Genomic DNA, 16,812 nt, shown 5'->3' on the forward strand with positions numbered 1-16,812 from the left:
GCTCAAGCCGTCCCGACCAGCCGCGCCAGCGCGGCCCGCGCCGGGGGTCCCCAGGTGGACTTGCCGCCCGGGCGACCCTCGTCGCCCGCGTGGCCGACGAGGAGGCCGCCCAGCGCGGTGCGCACGGCCCAGCCGCGGGCGCGGCGGCGCGTGGCGTCGTCGGCGGGCTCGCCGTCCGGCCCGCGGTAGGCGGCGTGGAAGCGGTCGAGTGCGCCGTCGGGCAGGAGCGTCCACGCGGACGCGAGGTCGCAGGCCGGGTCGCCCACGCTCAGGTCCCCGAAGTCCACGACACCGCAGAAGGTGCCGTCGACGGTGAGCACGTTGGCCGCGTGCAGGTCGGCGTGCAGCCAGACGGGCGGGCCGGTCCAGGCGGGCGCCGCCACGGCGTCGTCCCACACCGCGCGCACCGCGTCGGCGTCGGGGACCAGCCCGGCCTCGGCGACCTCGGCGATCCCGTCGTCGACGCGGAGGTCGGCCAACGGGCCGCCCCGCCCTGTCCGGGGCGCGTCGTCCGGGACGGGCCGGTGCAGCGCTGACAGGAAGCCCGCGAGGGCGTCGGCGGCCTGCGGGCGGGTGGCGGGGGCGCGGTCGGCGGCGGTGCCCGGCACCCAGGTGGTGACGATCCAGGGGCGAGGGAACGCGGGTGTCGGCTCGCCGAGGCGCTGCGGCACCGGCACCGGGAGCGGCAGGCCCGGGGCGAGCCCGGGGAGCCAGGCGTGCTCCTTGCGCAGCAGGTCGCCCGACCGCTCCGTGGCCCACGGCAGGCGGACGGCCAGGTCGTCGCCGAGCCGCCAGAGCTGGTTGTCCCAGCCGCGCGCGCCCAGCGACACCGGGAGGTCGGCGAGGTCCGGGTGCTGGCCGGCCAGCAGGTCCCGGACGAGGTCGGCGGTGATCTCGACGTCGGTCGTGGTCATGGCCGGACACGGTAGCGGTCCCGGCGCCGTCGACGACCGACGGCGCGGGGGCCACCGAGGTGGGCGCCGGCATCCCGCACCGGCGCCGTCGCCACCCCGGCCGCCGACGGCGCCCCGGCCGGGACGCGGGGAGCGGCCCGGCCCGGACGCCGTCGCACGGCTCAGCGCAGCGGGGTGAAGTCGCGGCTGCCGATGTGCTCCGGCCGCGGCGCGGGCGCCGCGAACGGCTCGGTCAGCGCGTTCTCCACGCTGTTGAACACCAGGAAGATGTTCGAGCGCGGGAACGGCGTGATGTTGTTGCCGGACCCGTGCATGATGTTGCAGTCGAACCACAGGGCCGACCCGGCGGGGCCGGTGAACTGGTCCACGCCGTAGCGGTGGGCCAGGTCCGTGATGGCGTCCTGCGTGGGCACGCCGATCTTCTGCTCCTTCAGCGACGCCTCGTGGTAGTTCTCCGGCGTCTCGCCGACGCACGGCACGTAGCTGCGGTGCGAGCCCGGCATCACCATGAGGCCCCCGTTGTAGGGGTAGTTCGGCGTGAGGGCGATCGAGCAGCTCACCGCGCGCGGGGCGGGCATTCCATCCTCCGCGTGCCACGTCTCGAAGTCGGAGTGCCAGTAGAACCCCGTGCCCTTGTAGCCCGGCATGTAGTTCACCCGCGTCTGGTGCAGGTAGACGTCCGAGCCGAGGAGCTGGCGGGCCCGGTCCAGCAGCCGCGGGTCCCGGCTCAGCGCGTCGATCGCGGAGCTGAGCCTCGTCACCTCGAAGACCGAGCGCACCTCGCCCGACGCCTTCTCCGTGACGACGCGCGGGTCGCCGCGCAGCGACTCGTCGGACGCGAGCCGGTCCAGCTCGGCGGTGTAGCCGGTCACCTCCTCGGGCGTGATGAAGTCCTCGAGGATCGTGAAGCCGCGCTCGGCGTGGGCCTCCAGCGCCGCGGCGTCGAACGGGCCGTCGTCGGCCGTGCCCCACACCGTCGGGTGCTCGCGGGCGATCACCTCGCCCGGCTGCGCGAGCCGCGTCGGGTAGGCGTCCGTCGTCGTCTCGATGGTTGCGGTCATGTCGCTTCCCTTCTCCCGGAAGTTGCCCGGGTTCGTGGTCGTGTCATGCACGCTGCCGGTCCGTCCACCGTCGTCGGCGTGGCCCGGCGCACAGTGGCATGGCTACGCGACCCCTACGACGATGTCAACGCGCGGCTCGCCGCGACGTGGCCCGCGGGACGCCGTCCACGGTGCGCCTGACAGCGCCCCGACGAACCGGCGAGATGTGACCAACGCCACCGTCACGATGAGTTCTGCCGCCGGGAACGGTCGGCCCCGCATGACGACGACACCGACACCCGGCCCGACCACCGTCCCCGAGCTCGCGCGGGACCTCGTCGCGGGGCCGCACCTGGCCCACCTCGCGACGCTCAACCCCGACGGGTCGCCGCACACCGTGCCGCTGTGGGTGGCGTGGGAGGGCGACCGGCTCGCGTTCCTCACCGGCCCGCGGTCGCGCAAGGCGCGCAACATCGACCGGGACCCGCGGGTCGCCGTGTCGGTGGCGCACACCGAGCGGCCGTGGGAGATGGCCTCTCTCTCGGGCCGGGTGGAGTCGGTGCTGGTCGGCGGTGCCGGGTGGGCCGTCGTCGACCGCATCTCCCGCGCCTACACAGGTGCGGACTACCCGCGCGGCGAGGAGCGCATCGCGTTCCTCGTGGACGTCGAGCACGCCACGGCCGCGTCTTTCGGCTGAACCACCGGCGCGGCTCAGCACCGAAGCTGGACATCGCGACCGAGTCGCTGCGACGACTGGTCGATCAGGCACGTGCTGCGCCGCCGTGGCTGAGACATCGATCGTCACCGGTACGCGCGCCAGCAGACGCCGCCTCCGGGCGGTGGCGCTGAGACGGCCGGGGCAGGACACCCTCACGGAAGCCTGATCTCGAGCGCTGCCGGAGCGCCGGCGAGCGATGTCCGTATCAGCGCGCACAGCTCGGCGCGGGTCGCCGTGGTCTCGGCGCCGGGCGCCGACTGCCAGGTGTCCACGGCGGCCCGATGGCCGGCGATCATGGCAGCACACACGAAGCGCGCCGAGAGGTCCGCTCCGGACGTACCGGAGAGCCGCGCCGCGATCGTGTCGACGACCTGCTGCGTCAAGCGTTCGCACACCACCACGCCCGCCGCGTCGATCTCCGGGTGGGTGCCGCCCAGGCGCGCACTCAGCACCGCGAGGCGCTCCCAACCCGGCGGCATCTGCTCGACGGCGTCGACGAGCGCGTCACCCAGAACCGCCAACAGCGGCCCGCTGCGGGCGAGCACCGCATCGAGATCGGTGATCAGGGTGCGCCAGACGTCGTTCAGCGGGGTCAGCGCGAGGTCCTCCTTGCCGTCGAAGTAGCGGAAGAAGCTCCGCTTGGACACCTCGGCCTGGTCGCACAGCCGGTCGACCGTCACTGCGTCGTACCCGTGCTCGGCGAACGCAGGCAGGGCGATCTCCACGAGGCGTTGCCTGCTGCGCGCGATGCGCCGGCTACGGAGCGTGCCGGTCACGGGGTGCGTCTTCATTCCGGCACCCTAGCAAACTGGCACTCAGTGGCACTTGGCATACAGTGGCGAAATGCTCGCATGGACCGTTGACCACACGTCACCCGACCACCTCAGCCTGCGCGAGGTGCCCGACCTCGTACCCGGGCCCCACGACGCGGTCATCCAGGTGCAGGCCTTCGCGCCGAACCATGGCGACCTCGAGGCACTACCGCTACTGCCCGACGGCACGATCCCGGGCTGGGACGCCGCAGGCATCGTCGTGGCCGAGGCAGCCGACGGCACCGGTCCGCGCCTCGGCGAGGTGGTGACATCGCTGGGACCCGACAGCGCTTGGGCACAGCGACGGCTGGTGACCGCCGAGTCCGTGGGTATCGCTCCCGCCGGGGCCGACCCGAACGCCATGAGCGTCGTGCCCGTCGCCGCCACCAGTGCGCTGCGCGGCCTCCGCCGCCTCGGTCCTGTCCTCGGCCGCCGGATCCTGGTGCTCGGCGGGACGAGCGCCGTCGGGCTGTTCGCCGTGCAGCTCGCTGCCCGTGCCGGGGCCGATGTCGTCGCCACCACGAGGAACCCCGCCGCGCGGGAACGGCTGGCCGGTCTCGGCGCGCACGAGGTGGTCGCCTCGCCGTCCGAGCTCAGCGAGGACGTGTCCGGCGTGCTCGACCTGCTAGGCGGCTCCCACCTGGTCCAGGCCTTCGCTCGGCTGGCGCCGGGCGGCACGCTCGTCGCACTGGGGCACGCGGCCGGGGAGGAGGAATTCTTCGGGTACGGGGACCTGTTCGGCGACGCCGGGCGGCACGACCGCTCCCTGACGACGTTCTTCCTCGGGGCCGAGATCGCTCTCGGCCCCGACATGACGTGGCTCGCGACCGAGATCCGTTCGGGGCGGCTCGATCCTGTGGTCACGGCCGTCAGGCCGTGGCACGAGCTCCCCGACGTTTTCACGGCCGGAACGGAGCGGTCGTACGGCAAGGTCGTCCTCACCGTCGGCTGACGCCGCCCGAGTCGGTTCGGATGACCCTGCCGCGGCGGTTCAGCTGCCGCCCGCACAGACCCGCCCGGCCGGTGAGCTCCGCCGCGGTGCGCACGCCCTCGACACAGTTCTCCGCGGCGCAGCTCGGCCTCACGGTGACCACCGCGCCACCGAGCGGACGACCTCTCCGCAGGCCTGTCAGCGGGCGGCGGTCGTCCCCACGGACGCGGCGGCGGACACCTCCCCGAGGATCACGGCATCGACGAGCTGGCGGGCCCAGGTGAGCACCTCGGCACCGCGCAGGGGCCGGCCACCGATGCGGGCCGTCGTCGGGAAGGGCACCAGGAAGGCCCGGATGGCGGGCTTGAGGATCGTGCCCGGGTACAGCCGCTTGAGGCGCAGCTGCGCCGACTCGGGCAGGTCCACGGGCGCGAACCGGACGAACTTGCCCTGCGCGGTGACGTCGGTGAGCCCGGCCCGGCGGGCGTGGTTGCGGAACTCCGCCACGTCGAAGAGGGCGGCGGACACGTCCGGCAGCGCGCCGTACCGGTCCACCAGCTCGGCCCGGACCTCGGCGAGCGCGGGCGAGTCCTGCGCGGCCGCGATCTTCTTGTACGCCTCGAGACGAAGCCGCTCGGTCGCGATGTACGACTCCGGCAGGTGCGCGTCCACGGGCAGCTCGATGGTGACCTCGGGCTGCTCGGCCTCCTTGTCCCCCTTGAACGCCGCCACGGCCTCGCCGACCATGCGCACGTACAGGTCGAAGCCGACGCCCGCGATGTGGCCCGACTGCTCCCCGCCGAGCAGGTTCCCGGCGCCGCGGATCTCGAGGTCCTTCATCGCGATCTGCATGCCGGCGCCCAGGTCGGTGTTCGCCGCCATGGTCGACAACCGGTCGTGCGCGGTGTCGGTCAGGGGCCGCTCCGGCGGGTACAGGAAGTAGGCGTACGCGCGCTCCCTCCCGCGGCCCACGCGGCCGCGCAGCTGGTGGAGCTGGGAGAGCCCGAACGTGTCGGCGCGCTCCAGGATCAGCGTGTTCGCGTTGGAGATGTCGATGCCGGTCTCGATGATCGTGGTGCAGACGAGGACGTCGAGCTCCTTCTCCCAGAAGGCGCGGATCACCTGGTCGAGCTGCTGCTCGCTCATCTTGCCGTGGGCGACGCCGATGCGGGCCTCCGGGACCAGCTCCGCGAGCCGGGTCGCCGTCTTCTGGATGGTCTCGACCTTGTTGTGGACGTAGAAGACCTGGCCCTCGCGCAGCAGCTCGCGCCGCAGGGCGGCCGCGATCTGCTTCTCCTCGTACGCGCCCACGTAGGTGAGCACGGGGTGGCGCTCCTCCGGCGGCGTGGCGAGCGTGGACATCTCGCGGATGCCGGTGACCGCCATCTCCAGGGTGCGCGGGATCGGCGTGGCGGACATCGCGAGCACGTCGACGTTGGTGCGCAGCTGCTTGAGCGTCTCCTTGTGCTCGACGCCGAAGCGCTGCTCCTCGTCGACGATCACCAGGCCCAGGTCCTTGAAGCGCACCGCGCCGGTGATGAGGCGGTGGGTACCGATGACGATGTCGACGCTGCCGGTGCGCAGCCCCTCGATCGTGTCGTTCGACTCTTTCTCGGACTGGAAGCGGGACAGTGCCCGCACCGTCACCGGGAAGCCGGCGTACCGCTCGGAGAACGTGTCGAAGTGCTGCTGCACGAGGAGCGTGGTCGGCACCAGCACGGCGACCTGCTTGCCGTCCTGCACCGCCTTGAACGCGGCCCGCAGGGCGATCTCCGTCTTGCCGTAGCCGACGTCGCCGCACACGAGCCGGTCCATCGGCGTCGGCTTCTCCATGTCGGCCTTGACCTCGTCGATGGACACGAGCTGGTCCGGCGTCTCCACGTACGCGAACGCGTCCTCCAGCTCGCGCTGCCACGGCGTGTCCGGGCCGAAGGCGTGACCCTGGGTGGCCATCCGGGCGGAGTAGAGGCGGATCAGCTCGGAGGCGATCTCCTTGACGTGCTTGCGCGCCCGCGCCTTCGTGTTCTTCCAGTCGGCGCCGCCCATCTTGGACAGCGACGGCGACTCGCCGCCGGTGTACTTGGTGACCTGGTCGAGCTGGTCCATCGGGACGAACAGCCGGTCGCCGGGCTGCCCCCGCTTGGACGACGCGTACTCGACGACGAGGTACTCGCGGGTCGCGGCGTTCGCCCCGGCGCCCAGGGTGCGCTGCACCATCTCGACGAAGCGCCCCACGCCGTGCTGCTCGTGGACCACGTAGTCGCCCGCCTTGAGCTGCAGCGGGTCGACGACGTTGCGCCGGCGGCTCGGCATCTTGCGCATGTCGCGGGTGGTGGTGCCCTGGCGGCCGGTGAGGTCGGCCTCGGAGAAGACGGCGAGCCGCAGCTCGGGCGCGACGAAGCCCTTGCCGACCATCGCCGGGGCGACGAGCACGACGCCGCCCTCCGGCTCGTCGGGCAGCTCGGCCACGAGACGGGCGGCGGTGTCGGCGGCGGAGAGCTGCTCGACCATGCGCCGCGCCGGGCCGTGGCCCTCCGTGGTGAGGACGAGCCGCCAGTCGGCGCGCTGCAGCGTCTTGACGTCGTCGAGCGCGCGCTCGACGTCGCCCCGGTAGGACTCGACGTCGCGCGCCCCGACGGTGAACGTGACCTCGCCGTCGGTGCCGACGTCGGGCGCCTCCGCGCCGTCGGTGCCGGCGTCGAGCGAGAAGGACGACAGGGTCCACCAGCCCAGGCCGCGCCGCGCCGCGACGTCGCGCACCTCGACGAACGTCTCGAACGACGCCGCGGACAGGTCGATGGGCGCCGCTCCCCCGGCGACGGCCCCGGTCCACGCCGCGGCGAGGAACTCGTCGGTGGTCGCGACGAGGTCGTGCGCGCGACGGCGGACCCGCTCGGGCTCGTCGAGGACGAGCAGGGCGTCGTCGGGCACGAGCTCCAGCACGGGCACCATGCGGTCCACGAGCGCCGGCGCGAGGGACTCCATGCCCTCCACGGCCACCCCGGCCGCGAGCCGGTCGAGCATCTCGACGGCGCCCGGGAGCCGCTCGACGAGGGCGGCGGCGCGCTCGCGCACGGCGTCGGTCAGCAGGATCTCGCGGCACGGCGGCGCCCACAGCCCGTGCTCGGCGATCTCCAGCGACCGCTGGTCGGCGACGGCGAACCAGCGGATCTCGGTGACCTCGTCGCCCCAGAACTCGAGGCGCAGCGGGTGGTCCTCGGTGGGCGGGAAGACGTCGAGGATGCCGCCGCGGACGGCGAACTCCCCGCGTCGCTCCACCATGTCGACGCGGGTGTACGCGGCGGCGACCAGCCGGTCGGCGACGTCGGTGAGGTCCGCGGTGCCGCCGGTGCGCAGCTCGACCGGCTCGAGCTCGCCCAGCCCCTCGACGACGGGCTGCAGCAGGGCCCGCGCCGGCATGACCAGCACGCGGATCGGGCCGGTCGGGCCGGGCTCGTCGGCCGGGTGGGCCAGCCGGCGGAACACGGCCAGCCGGCGGGCCACCGTGTCGGCCCGGGGCGACAGCCGCTCGTGCGGCAGCGTCTCCCACGACGGCAGCACGGCGACGTCGTCCGCGCGCTCGTCGGGCAGGTAGGCGCGCACCGCGGCCGCGAGCTCGTCCGCCTCCCGGCCGGTCGCGGTGACGACGACGAGCGGGCGCCGCTCGGCGGCGGCCGCGAGCAGCGGGGCCCGCACCCCCACCGGCCCGACGACGTCGGCCGCCCCGCGCACGGCCACGTGCTCGAGCGCGGCCGACGCGCCCGGGTCGGCGAGGAGGGCGGGGACGATACCGGTGAGATTCATGGACGATCCTTCGGTGCTGGGCTGGCGGCGCAGCTCTTCGGGCGCTGGCACGACGACGGGCCCAGCTCTCCCCGGGACGCAGCATGGCGGGCCGGGGGCCGGGCGTGCCGCACCAGACTACGCCGAGCCGCTGACGCCGCCGCCGTGGCGCCGTCCGGCGTCAGGGCATGCTGCCGCGCAGCTCCTCCGGCACCAGGTCCTGCGGGACGTTCTCCAGCAGCTCGTCGCACGACGCCGGGTCGCCGGCCTGGCACGCGTCGGCGAGCTCGCGGAGCTCGTCCATCTGGCCGGCGGCTCCGGCGAGGTCGCGCAGGTCCTCGAACGAGTAGTCGCCGGTCAGCCCGCCGAGGACGAGGTCGGGCAGGGACAGCTCCTGCTGGGTGAGGTCGCCCGCCTGCTCCAGGCCACGCTCGATGTCGTCGCCGTAGGCGTTCCAGAACAGCAGCCCGGCGACGACGAGCAGCGCCGTGAGGACGACCTGGATCGACCCGAGCACGATGCCGGTCCGCGCCATCCCGCGCCCGCCCGTGCCGCGTCGGCGGGTGCGGTCCACCCCGACGCCGCCCAGGACGATCGCCAGCAGGCCGACCAGCGGGACGACGAAGCCCAGGACGCCCGCGACAAGGGCCGCGACGGCGACCGGCTCGGTGCCGCGCGGTGCCGGGGGCTGCGGGGCCGGATGCTGCGGGGCCGGGCGCTGCACGGGCGCCTGCACGGGCGGGATCGTCTGCGGGCCGTAGGGCTGCGTCATGGTGCTCCAAGCGGTCGGGGCGGCCGCCGTGCCTGCCGGCACGCGGTCGGGACGGGCGTCGTCGCGATGCTACGGACCCGTCCCACCGGCACGGCGGCCCACCACCGAGCCTTCACGGAACCCGAACCCGAACCGCCCCGGACGTCTCGCCGGGCACGGCCGCCGGCGCTCAGCCGGTGGTCACGGGCCCGGACGCGGCGTCGAGCACCACCGAGGACCCGTAGGTGCCGTCGTCGAGGTCGTCCCAGACGCCCTGCCGGTCCATCTCCGAGAAGAAGGCGATCCCCAGCACCAGGAGCACCGTCCACACCACGATCCCGATCGCGCCGAGGACGATGCCCGCGATCGACATGCCCTTGCCGCTCTGGCCGGTGCGCCGCACCCGGGTGAGGCCGATGATCCCGAGGACGATCGGGACGATGCCCATGCCGAGGATCCCGGTGACGAGCGCCGCGACCGAGAACCCGTCCGTCCCCGCCGAGGGCGACGAGTACGGCTGCTGGTAGGGCTGCTGCGGGTACGGCGGCGGGTACGGCTGCTGCTGCGGCTGGGGGTACGGCTGCGCCTGCTGCGGCGGCTGCTGCGGGGACGCGTACGGGGTGGGCGGCTGCTCCGGCAGGGGCTGCCGCGGCGGCTCCTGCCCGTGCTGCCCGCCGGGTTGCTGCCCACCTGGCTGCTGGCCACCGGGCTGCTGCTGGTACGGGTCGGGCTGCCGACCGCTGTCGTCGTGGCTCATCGTGCGCTCCCTGACCTCGTCGTTCCGGACCGCCGCCCCACGGCCTCCAGGTCCACTATGCCCGGTTCGCGGCGGGCTCGCCCCGGGAACGGGACGACCGACGTTTCACCCCCGCCGGGGACGCCGCACCCCTCGACCCCGCCCGCCCGGCGGCGCGACGATCGGTGACGGGCCGCACGGCCCGGGGTCGCCGACGACGGGAGGTGCCGGGTGGAGCCGGTCGGGCACTGGTGGGACGCCGTCCGCGGCTACCGCCCCGCCGCGTGGGGGTCCCTCGTGGCCGGGCTGGCGTGCGCGCTCGCCGCCGTCTACCTCCTCGCGGTCCGGACCGGGCCGGGCCAGGCGGCCGACGTCCGGGCGTTCTCCTGGGTGAGCCCGCTGCACGACCTCGCGAACGGGCCGGCGGAACGGTGGCGCGCGGCCGCCCCCGTGCTGCTGGCCGCGGTCGTGACCGGGTGCGCCCTGCACGCCTGGCGCGCCCGCCGCCGCCGACGCGTGGTGGCGGGGCTGCTCGGCGTCGCGGCGGCCCTCCCGGCCGCGACGGTGCTGCGCGACGAGCTGCTCGCCCGGCCGTGGCTCGGCGACCATGGCTACGCGCACAACACGCTGCCCAGCGGCCACGTCGCCGTCGTCACCGCCCTCGCCGCGGCCGTCCTCCTGCTGTGGCCCGCCGCGGGCGTCCCGCGGGCCGCCGTGGTCGCGGCGGCGGGGGTCGTCGCCGCGACGGCGGCCGCGTCGGTCGTCACGTACGCGCACCGGCCGAGCGACGTCGTCGCCGGCCTGCTGCTCGGCCTGCTCGCCCCGGCGCTGGCCTGCTGGGCGGTCCGGCCGCCGCTGCCCACCGCTTCACCCCGCGCCGACCTCCCATGAACCGCCGCCCGCTGGCATCCTGAGGAGACCGCCGTCGCCCGGAGGGACGCCGGCCGCGGAGCCGGCCTCGGCGACGAGCCGGAGACGGGAGGGGACCGTGCGCGTCATCGTGGTCGGGGCCGGGATCGTGGGGCTCGCGACGGCCGCGCGCCTTGCGCGGCGCGGCGACAAGGTCCTCGTCGTCGACAAGGAGCCGGAGGTCGCGCACCACCAGACGGGCCACAACTCCGGCGTGATCCACTCCGGCCTGTACTACGCGCCGGGCAGCCTCAAGGCGCGGCTGGGCACGGCCGGCGCCGCGTCGATGGCACGCTTCGCCGCCGAGCACGACGTCCCGGTGGAGATCACCGGCAAGCTCGTCGTCGCGACCGGAGCGGCCGAGCACGACCGGCTGCGGGAGCTGGCGCGCCGGGGACGGGCCAACGGGGTGCCCGTGCGGGAGCTGACCGTCGCGGAGGCGCGGGAGCACGAGCCGGAGATCGCGTGCGTGGGCGCGCTGCGCGTCGAGACCACCGGGGTGGTGGACTACCGGGCCGTCAGCGAGGTGCTGGCCCGGCAGGTGCGCGAGGCGGGAGGCACCGTGCGGCTCGGGTGCGCGCTGCGCCGGGCGCGCTCCGGGAGCCGGGATGTCGTGGCGGACGTCGACGGCGGGACGGAGGCCGCGGACGCCCTCGTGGTCTGCGCCGGCCTGCAGGCGGACCGGCTCGCCCTGGCCTGCGGCGTCGACCCCGGCGCCCGCATCGTGCCGTTCCGGGGCGAGTTCTTCGACCTCGCGCCGGCCGCGGCGGCCCGGGTGCGCGGGCTCGTCTACCCGGTGCCCGACCCGCGCTTCCCGTTCCTGGGGGTGCACCTGACGCGCGGGCTCGACGGCGGGGTGCACGCCGGGCCCAACGCCGTCCTCGCCCTGGCCCGCGAGGGGTACCGGCGCCGCGACGTGGTGCTGCGCGACGTCGTGGACTCCGCGTCATGGCCCGGCCTGTGGCGGCTGGTCGGCCGCCACCTGGCCCCCGCCGCGGCCGAGGTCGCCCGGTCCTGGTCACGCACGCTGTTCGCCGCGTCGGTGGCGGCGCTGCTGCCCGGCACGACGGCGGACGACCTGTCCCCCGCGCCCGCCGGGGTCCGCGCTCAGGCGGTGCGCCGCGACGGGTCCCTCGTGGACGACTTCCTGGTGCGGACCGCGCCGCGGCAGGTCCACGTGATCAACGCGCCGTCGCCGGCCGCGACCGCCTCGCTGGAGATCGCCCGGCACGTCGAGGCCGAGCTCGACCGCACGACCGCGGCCCTCGCGTGACGGGCCTCGCTCACGGCGCCTCGACGACCAGCAGCCAGTCCCCGTCGCCCTGCGCGTTCGGGCCGGGCGGGCGCATCCGCGCCGCGAGCGCCGCGTCGGTCGACTCCCCCGACGCCGGGTCCACCCAGCGGGCGCGGGCCCCGTCGGCGAGGCGGCCGACGTCGAGCCCGACGGTGCGCACCGTGGGCAGGAAGACGAGCGCGAGGTCGCCCTCGGCGCTGACCGCGGCGGTGGCGTGGTCGGACTCCAGCACGTCGGGGAACCCGCCCTCCTGCGTGCCGGTGGTGGGGCGCGGCCCCGCGCCTGAGGTGAGCAGGCCGTCGTCCGGCACCAGCCGCCACCACTCCAGGGACGCGACGAGCGCGTGCAGGCGCCCGAGCTGGGCCACCGCGCGCGTGTCGACGTGCTGGGCCCAGTCGTCCTCGAACGGCCAGATCGCGCGGTGGCCGTAGGCCGCCCCGACGCCGCCGGAGGTGTACGTCCACAGCAGCTGGCGGCGCAGCGACTCGTCCGTGGTCTCGGGGCCGCCCTCGTTGTTCTCCTCCTCGAAGTTGGACTCGACGAGGAACACAGGGCTGGTGCCGCGGTCGTAGGCGGTGCGCACCGGCCCGTACGCGGGCCGGTAGGTGTAGGCGGCCTCGACGTCGTAGACGCCACGCCACCGCGCGTCGTCCCAGGACGTCGAGTCGTCGTTGTAGTACTGCACGGTCACGGGGTGCGTGGCGCCGCCGTCGCGCAGGCCCTCGACGAAGCCGAGCATCTGCGGGTCGTAGGCGTCCCAGTACTCGCGCCGGTAGTCGACGCCCATGAGCCACACGATGCCGGGTGTGCGGGCGTACCGGGTGCCGAGCGCCTCTCCGAGGTCGTGCGCGAGGCCGGCGTCGTAGTCGAGCCCGCCCGCCTCGAACTCGGGCGCGGCGCCGCCGGGCGCGAGGAACACGGTGATGCCGTGCTCCCTGGAGGTGGCGAGCACGGTGTCGACGCGGCGCCAGTAGTCGGGGTCGAGGCGGGTGACGTCGCCCTGGAACGGTTCGAGCCCGTCGGGCGTGGTGCGGGACTCGCCCTCCGCACCGATCCACGGGAACGGGGTGACGAGCAGGCCGTTGAAGCCCTGGCCGCCGCGGCGGGCGAGGTGGTCGGAGATCTCGTCCGGGGTGAGGCTCTGCATCATGGCCCACGCCGTCTCGGCGTGCAGGAGGACGGGATCGCCGTGCTGGTCGACCAGGGTCCGCCCGTCGGGGCCCACCCCCACGACGACCGGCGGGCCGGCGGCGTCCGCGGGGGCGGGCGAGCCGGAACCCGTCGACGTCGGGATCGTGGTGTCGGCCTGCGGGGGCGCACCGCCGTCGTCGCCCACGACGACGCGCCCGAGGAGCAGGGCACCGACCGCCACGACCGCCACCGCGGCCAGCGCCAGCACGAGGAGCCCGCGGCGGCCGGCGGGAGGCCCCTGCGCCCCCGGGGTGGTCACGACGGCCGCCCCGCGGGCGCACCGCCGGCGTCCCGCGGGGCGTCCTGCCGCGCACTCTCGGACGCGCGACGGTGCTCGTGCACGGCGGCGGCACCGGCCACGGCCGTCCGGCCGAGCGGCCCGCGCCCGGCGACGACCCTGGCGATGCCGCGCCGTTCGGGGTACAGGTGGGCCGCCGTCGGGTAGACCGCCGGGTTGACGCACGAGTCGAAGAGACGGACGCCCTGCCTCCGCACCCACCAGGCCTCCACGAGCCGGCCCAGCACCCCGGGCCCGAAACGGCGGAGGCGATCGGCGTACACGTCGCGGGCGCCGAACCAGTGGCCACCCACCGCGTACGTGAGCCCGAGGAAGACAGGCGTCCCGCCCGCGCTCAGCTCCCCGACCACGAGGGCACCGGTGCCGCGCAGACGGCCGGTGACCTCGTGCAGCCACGCGGTCCCCCCGTCCAGGACCGCGACCCCCTCGCCACCCTGTTCACGCCGCCCCTTCCACCCGGACGTCTCCAGGCGCACGAAGTCGTCGACGGCGGCCGGGTCGTCGCTGCGGTCACGCCACGCGAGCGGCCCGAGCGCCTCGACCAGGGCCGCGGCTGAGCGGCCCACGCTGCGGCGGCGCGACCGGGACAGGTGTGCCAGCACCTCGTCCAGCGGCACGTCGACGGGACCCCCGACGTCGTCGCGGCGCAGATCGGTACGGTCCGCGGCGCCGGTCCCGACGGCGCCCCGCTCGCCGTGCTCCCACACCCGCCACGTGGCCCCGAGCCCGTCCAGCGCCCGCCGCACGGCGGGCCAGACCGCACCGTCGGTGCCCAGCACGGCGAGCTCGACCACCGCCGGGCGCCCGTGCGTGGGGCGGGTCGCCTCCGCCAGCAGCGCCCTGGCCGCGGGGACGGCGGCCTCGGGCGCGAGCAGCGGAGTGTGCAGGTCGGTGACGGTGGCCCCCAGGGGCGGTGCCGTGCTGCGGGCCCGGACCGGCAGCCCGTGCCACCGGGCCGACTCGACGTAGGGCAGGAGCCCGACCATGACGCCGTCGTCCCACGCGGTGACGACGACCGGGTCGACATCGGGCGCCAGGTGCCGGTGGGTGCTCCGCAGGAAGTCCACGTCGAGGTACGGGTTGGGGTCCAGGGCACGGCGGGACAGGGCGCGCCACGCGGCGACGGTCGCGTCGTCGAGCGCCGAGAGGCGCGCCGTGCGGGCGCGCGGCACGGTCCGGGCGGATGCGTCGACCCGGGTCATCGCGCGCCCGTCCCGCTCGGTGCCGCGGCCGGGCGGTTGACGCGCCCCGGCCGCCCAGCGCCTCGTCGGCGCGGCCGGTACAGGTCGAGGTAGGCGTCGACCACGCGGTCCAGGGCGAAGTCGCGGGCCCGCGCGAGACCGGCGGCGGCGAGGCGGTCCCGGCGGTCGCCGTCGGCCAGCAGGTCGCGCAGCTCCTCGCCCACGCGCGTCAGCGGCGCGAGCACCGCGCTGCGGCCGTCCTGGGACACGTACCGGGCACCGGGGTTGGGCGTCGCGACGACGGGCAGCCCGCTCGCCATCGCCTCGACGTACGGGATGCCGAACCCCTCGTAGTCGGACGGCAGGCAGAACGCCCACGCCCTCCGGTAGGCATCGGTGAGCGCCGCGTCGGACAGCGCCCCGAGCACCCGGACGCCGGGGCCGGGGTCGGCGGGCGCGTCGCGGGTGACCATCCAGAGCTCGGCGCCCGGGTGGGCGGGCCGCACGTCGCGGACGAACGCCGCCGCGAGCTCGGCGCCGCGCTTGCGCCCGCGCCAGCCCCCGACGAACAGCACGACCGGGTGGTCGGCACGGGCGGCGCCGTCGAGCCGGAACCGGGAGGTGTCCACGCCGTTCGGCACGACGCGGCGCACCCACGGGTACCAGCGGCGGGTGGCGGGCGAGACGACGACCGTGGTGTCGGCGACCAGGCTCGCGAGCACCTCGGAGCAGCCGAGCAGGACCATCCGCAGCCGTTCCTTGGCCCCGCGGATGGTGCGGGCCTCGGAGAAGCACGAGCCGTGCAGGGTGCGCACGTGCACGGGCGTGCGCCGGCGCCACAGCCAGTAGTCGTCGCCGTGGGCGTGCAGCACGTCGTAGCCGGACAGGTCGAGGCGGCGCAGCGCGAGCGCGAAGCGGAAGGTGCGCAGGGGGCCGCGCAGCACGACGTGCCGGTGCCCGTACACGGCGCCGGGCACGGGCGGGCACTCGCTGAGCACGTCCACGTGGTACCCGCGGCGGGTGAGCTCGGTGGCGAGCTCGTGCACCTGGTAGCCGATGCCCATCTTGCTGGTGGACGGCAGGTAGTAGGAGATCATCGCGATCCGCAGCGGGCCGTCGCCCGCACCGTCGTCAGCCACGGAGGCCCTCCCCCAGCGCCCGCAGCCAGCCGTGGCCGAACCGCAGGTCGGGCTCGAGGTGGTTGCCCTCGGCCCACTCGTTCCACGACTTGACCCACAGGAGCCGCTCGTCGGCGGGGCGGCCCGCGAGCGTCGCGACGGCGGCGCGCACGTGCCGCCCGAAACGCTCGGGCGACGAACCGCTGAGCACCAGGCCGCGGCGCCCGGACCGCGGCGTGTTGTCCCAGTTCGGGTAGACGCACGGCTGCACCCACGGCTCGTCCGGCCCGGGCTCCCACTCGTCGGCGTACGGGTAGACCTCGGGTGCGCCGAGCTTGCGCCCGGCACGCATGCGCGCCACGGTCCACGACGTGCGCCGCGCGGGCAGGCGCATGTAGACGCCGGCGTCGAACCCGTCCTCCTTGACGCGCTCGTAGCGCGGCCCCCCGCCCAGCAGGTCGCTCACCTCGGCCACCAGGTACAGCCCTGGCAGGCCGGCGTCCCGCGCCAGGGCCTGCCAGCGGTCGACGAAGGCCGCCGCGTCCGGCAGCTCCTCGGGTCGGAAGACGTAGAACACGGGGCGGCCGTCGACCCGCAGGTAGCGGGGGTCGCGGAACGCGGGCAGCACGGCGGCGAAGTGCGCCCGGTCGTCGTCCGGCCCGGGGTACCGCTGCTGCATCAGGACGCGGTCGGCGTCGCCGTGCCAGATGCCGCTCCACGTCTGGTTCGCCCAGGCGAGGCAGAACGACAGGCCCGGCTCCCCCGACGCGAGGACCTCCGTGAAGGGGCGGTCGAGGATCCGGCGGCCGTCGCCGAACCAGTAGTGCCAGTAGCAGAACGCCTCGATCCCGTACCGCGCGGCGAGCTCGGCCTGCGCGGCGCGGGCCTCGGGCAGGCGCAGGTCGTAGAACCCGAGGTCGGCGGGCAGGTCGGGCTGGCGGTGCCCGGGGAACAGGCGGCGTGCGCGGGCCGTGTTGGTCCACTCGGTGAACCCCGGTCCCCACCAGGCGTCGTTCTCCGGGATCGGGTGGAACTGCGGCAGGTAGAAGGTGACGGCACGCGCGGCGAGGGTCATGGTGGCTCCTGCCCGGTCACTGGAGCGGCGACGAAGGTCGCCCGGTCCTCGACGCTAGTCG

Annotated in this window: 14 protein-coding genes; 4 read left to right on the top strand and 10 right to left on the bottom strand. The window is 75.4% G+C overall.

Features of this window, described 5'->3' with window-relative positions:
* Positions 1–2: 2 nt before the first annotated feature.
* The gene (locus tag EYB28_RS16630; RefSeq protein WP_166850106.1) at positions 3–914 is read right to left on the bottom strand and encodes an aminoglycoside phosphotransferase family protein; all 912 of its coding nucleotides are present in this window, start codon (positions 912–914) and stop codon (positions 3–5) included.
* A 161-nt stretch (positions 915–1,075) separates the two neighbouring features.
* Positions 1,076–1,975, bottom strand: a complete 900-nt coding sequence (gene thpD / locus EYB28_RS16635; RefSeq protein WP_166850109.1) for an ectoine hydroxylase — start codon at positions 1,973–1,975, stop codon at positions 1,076–1,078.
* A gap of 259 nt (positions 1,976–2,234) precedes the next feature.
* Here thpD and EYB28_RS16640 point away from each other — a divergent pair, with 259 nt between their 5' ends.
* On the top strand, positions 2,235–2,651 hold the full coding sequence (locus EYB28_RS16640) for a PPOX class F420-dependent oxidoreductase (RefSeq protein ID WP_166850112.1): 417 nt from the start codon (positions 2,235–2,237) through the stop codon (positions 2,649–2,651).
* Between the two features lie 173 nt (positions 2,652–2,824).
* Here EYB28_RS16640 and EYB28_RS16645 read toward each other — a convergent pair whose 3' ends face one another.
* The gene (locus EYB28_RS16645) at positions 2,825–3,463 is read right to left on the bottom strand and encodes a TetR/AcrR family transcriptional regulator (protein WP_166850115.1); all 639 of its coding nucleotides are present in this window, start codon (positions 3,461–3,463) and stop codon (positions 2,825–2,827) included.
* Between the two features lie 52 nt (positions 3,464–3,515).
* Between EYB28_RS16645 and EYB28_RS16650 the strand changes: the two genes are divergently transcribed.
* The gene (locus EYB28_RS16650) at positions 3,516–4,436 is read left to right on the top strand and encodes a zinc-binding dehydrogenase (RefSeq protein WP_166850117.1); all 921 of its coding nucleotides are present in this window, start codon (positions 3,516–3,518) and stop codon (positions 4,434–4,436) included.
* Between the two features lie 177 nt (positions 4,437–4,613).
* Here EYB28_RS16650 and mfd read toward each other — a convergent pair whose 3' ends face one another.
* The 3 genes from mfd to EYB28_RS16665 all read right to left on the bottom strand — a co-directional run bounded on the left by mfd (position 4,614) and on the right by EYB28_RS16665 (position 9,706).
* Entirely contained in the window at positions 4,614–8,219 is a 3,606-nt protein-coding gene (mfd, locus tag EYB28_RS16655; protein ID WP_166850120.1) for a transcription-repair coupling factor, read from the bottom strand.
* A gap of 160 nt (positions 8,220–8,379) precedes the next feature.
* A complete protein-coding gene (locus EYB28_RS16660; RefSeq protein WP_166850123.1) occupies positions 8,380–8,970 on the bottom strand; it encodes a DUF4190 domain-containing protein in 591 nt (196 codons plus the stop codon).
* A 169-nt stretch (positions 8,971–9,139) separates the two neighbouring features.
* Positions 9,140–9,706 (bottom strand): DUF4190 domain-containing protein, encoded by a 567-nt coding sequence (locus tag EYB28_RS16665; protein ID WP_166850126.1) that lies wholly within the window; start codon positions 9,704–9,706, stop codon positions 9,140–9,142.
* A gap of 210 nt (positions 9,707–9,916) precedes the next feature.
* On the opposite strand from EYB28_RS16665, the gene EYB28_RS16670 reads away from it, so the two are divergent.
* Complete coding sequence (locus EYB28_RS16670) at positions 9,917–10,576, top strand: phosphatase PAP2 family protein (RefSeq protein WP_205710948.1); 660 nt, start codon at positions 9,917–9,919, stop codon at positions 10,574–10,576.
* Between the two features lie 97 nt (positions 10,577–10,673).
* Entirely contained in the window at positions 10,674–11,867 is a 1,194-nt protein-coding gene (lhgO, locus tag EYB28_RS16675; protein WP_166850129.1) for an L-2-hydroxyglutarate oxidase, read from the top strand.
* Between the two features lie 10 nt (positions 11,868–11,877).
* Here the strand turns inward: lhgO and EYB28_RS16680 are convergent, their stop codons facing one another.
* From EYB28_RS16680 to EYB28_RS16695, 4 genes are read right to left on the bottom strand one after another with little or no spacing between them, the layout of a single operon-like run.
* On the bottom strand, positions 11,878–13,338 hold the full coding sequence (locus EYB28_RS16680) for a DUF4038 domain-containing protein (protein WP_166850132.1): 1,461 nt from the start codon (positions 13,336–13,338) through the stop codon (positions 11,878–11,880).
* Entirely contained in the window at positions 13,335–14,579 is a 1,245-nt protein-coding gene (locus EYB28_RS16685) for a GNAT family N-acetyltransferase (RefSeq protein WP_166850135.1), read from the bottom strand. The genes EYB28_RS16680 and EYB28_RS16685 overlap by 4 nt, the downstream gene beginning before the upstream one ends.
* Positions 14,576–15,697, bottom strand: coding sequence for a glycosyltransferase family 4 protein (locus EYB28_RS16690; protein ID WP_166850136.1), 1,122 nt, complete (start codon positions 15,695–15,697; stop codon positions 14,576–14,578). The genes EYB28_RS16685 and EYB28_RS16690 overlap by 4 nt, the downstream gene beginning before the upstream one ends.
* On the bottom strand, positions 15,690–16,751 hold the full coding sequence (locus EYB28_RS16695; protein ID WP_166850139.1) for a glycoside hydrolase family 99-like domain-containing protein: 1,062 nt from the start codon (positions 16,749–16,751) through the stop codon (positions 15,690–15,692). The genes EYB28_RS16690 and EYB28_RS16695 overlap by 8 nt, the downstream gene beginning before the upstream one ends.
* Positions 16,752–16,812 lie beyond the last annotated feature (61 nt).

Source organism: Isoptericola sp. BMS4 (assembly GCF_011634835.1).
Taxonomy (GTDB): Bacteria; Actinomycetota; Actinomycetes; order Actinomycetales; family Cellulomonadaceae; genus Isoptericola.

Bases quoted from the DNA above. Each gene is read 5' to 3' on its own strand.
- EYB28_RS16630 (WP_166850106.1), bottom strand. From the start codon at position 914: ATGACCACGACCGACGTCGAGATCACCGCCGACCTCGTCCGGGACCTG.
- thpD (WP_166850109.1), bottom strand. From the start codon at position 1,975: ATGACCGCAACCATCGAGACGACGACGGACGCCTACCCGACGCGGCTC.
- EYB28_RS16640 (WP_166850112.1), top strand. From the start codon at position 2,235: ATGACGACGACACCGACACCCGGCCCGACCACCGTCCCCGAGCTCGCG.
- EYB28_RS16645 (WP_166850115.1), bottom strand. From the start codon at position 3,463: ATGAAGACGCACCCCGTGACCGGCACGCTCCGTAGCCGGCGCATCGCG.
- EYB28_RS16650 (WP_166850117.1), top strand. From the start codon at position 3,516: ATGCTCGCATGGACCGTTGACCACACGTCACCCGACCACCTCAGCCTG.
- mfd (WP_166850120.1), bottom strand. From the start codon at position 8,219: ATGAATCTCACCGGTATCGTCCCCGCCCTCCTCGCCGACCCGGGCGCG.
- EYB28_RS16660 (WP_166850123.1), bottom strand. From the start codon at position 8,970: ATGACGCAGCCCTACGGCCCGCAGACGATCCCGCCCGTGCAGGCGCCC.
- EYB28_RS16665 (WP_166850126.1), bottom strand. From the start codon at position 9,706: ATGAGCCACGACGACAGCGGTCGGCAGCCCGACCCGTACCAGCAGCAG.
- EYB28_RS16685 (WP_166850135.1), bottom strand. From the start codon at position 14,579: ATGACCCGGGTCGACGCATCCGCCCGGACCGTGCCGCGCGCCCGCACG.
- EYB28_RS16695 (WP_166850139.1), bottom strand. From the start codon at position 16,751: ATGACCCTCGCCGCGCGTGCCGTCACCTTCTACCTGCCGCAGTTCCAC.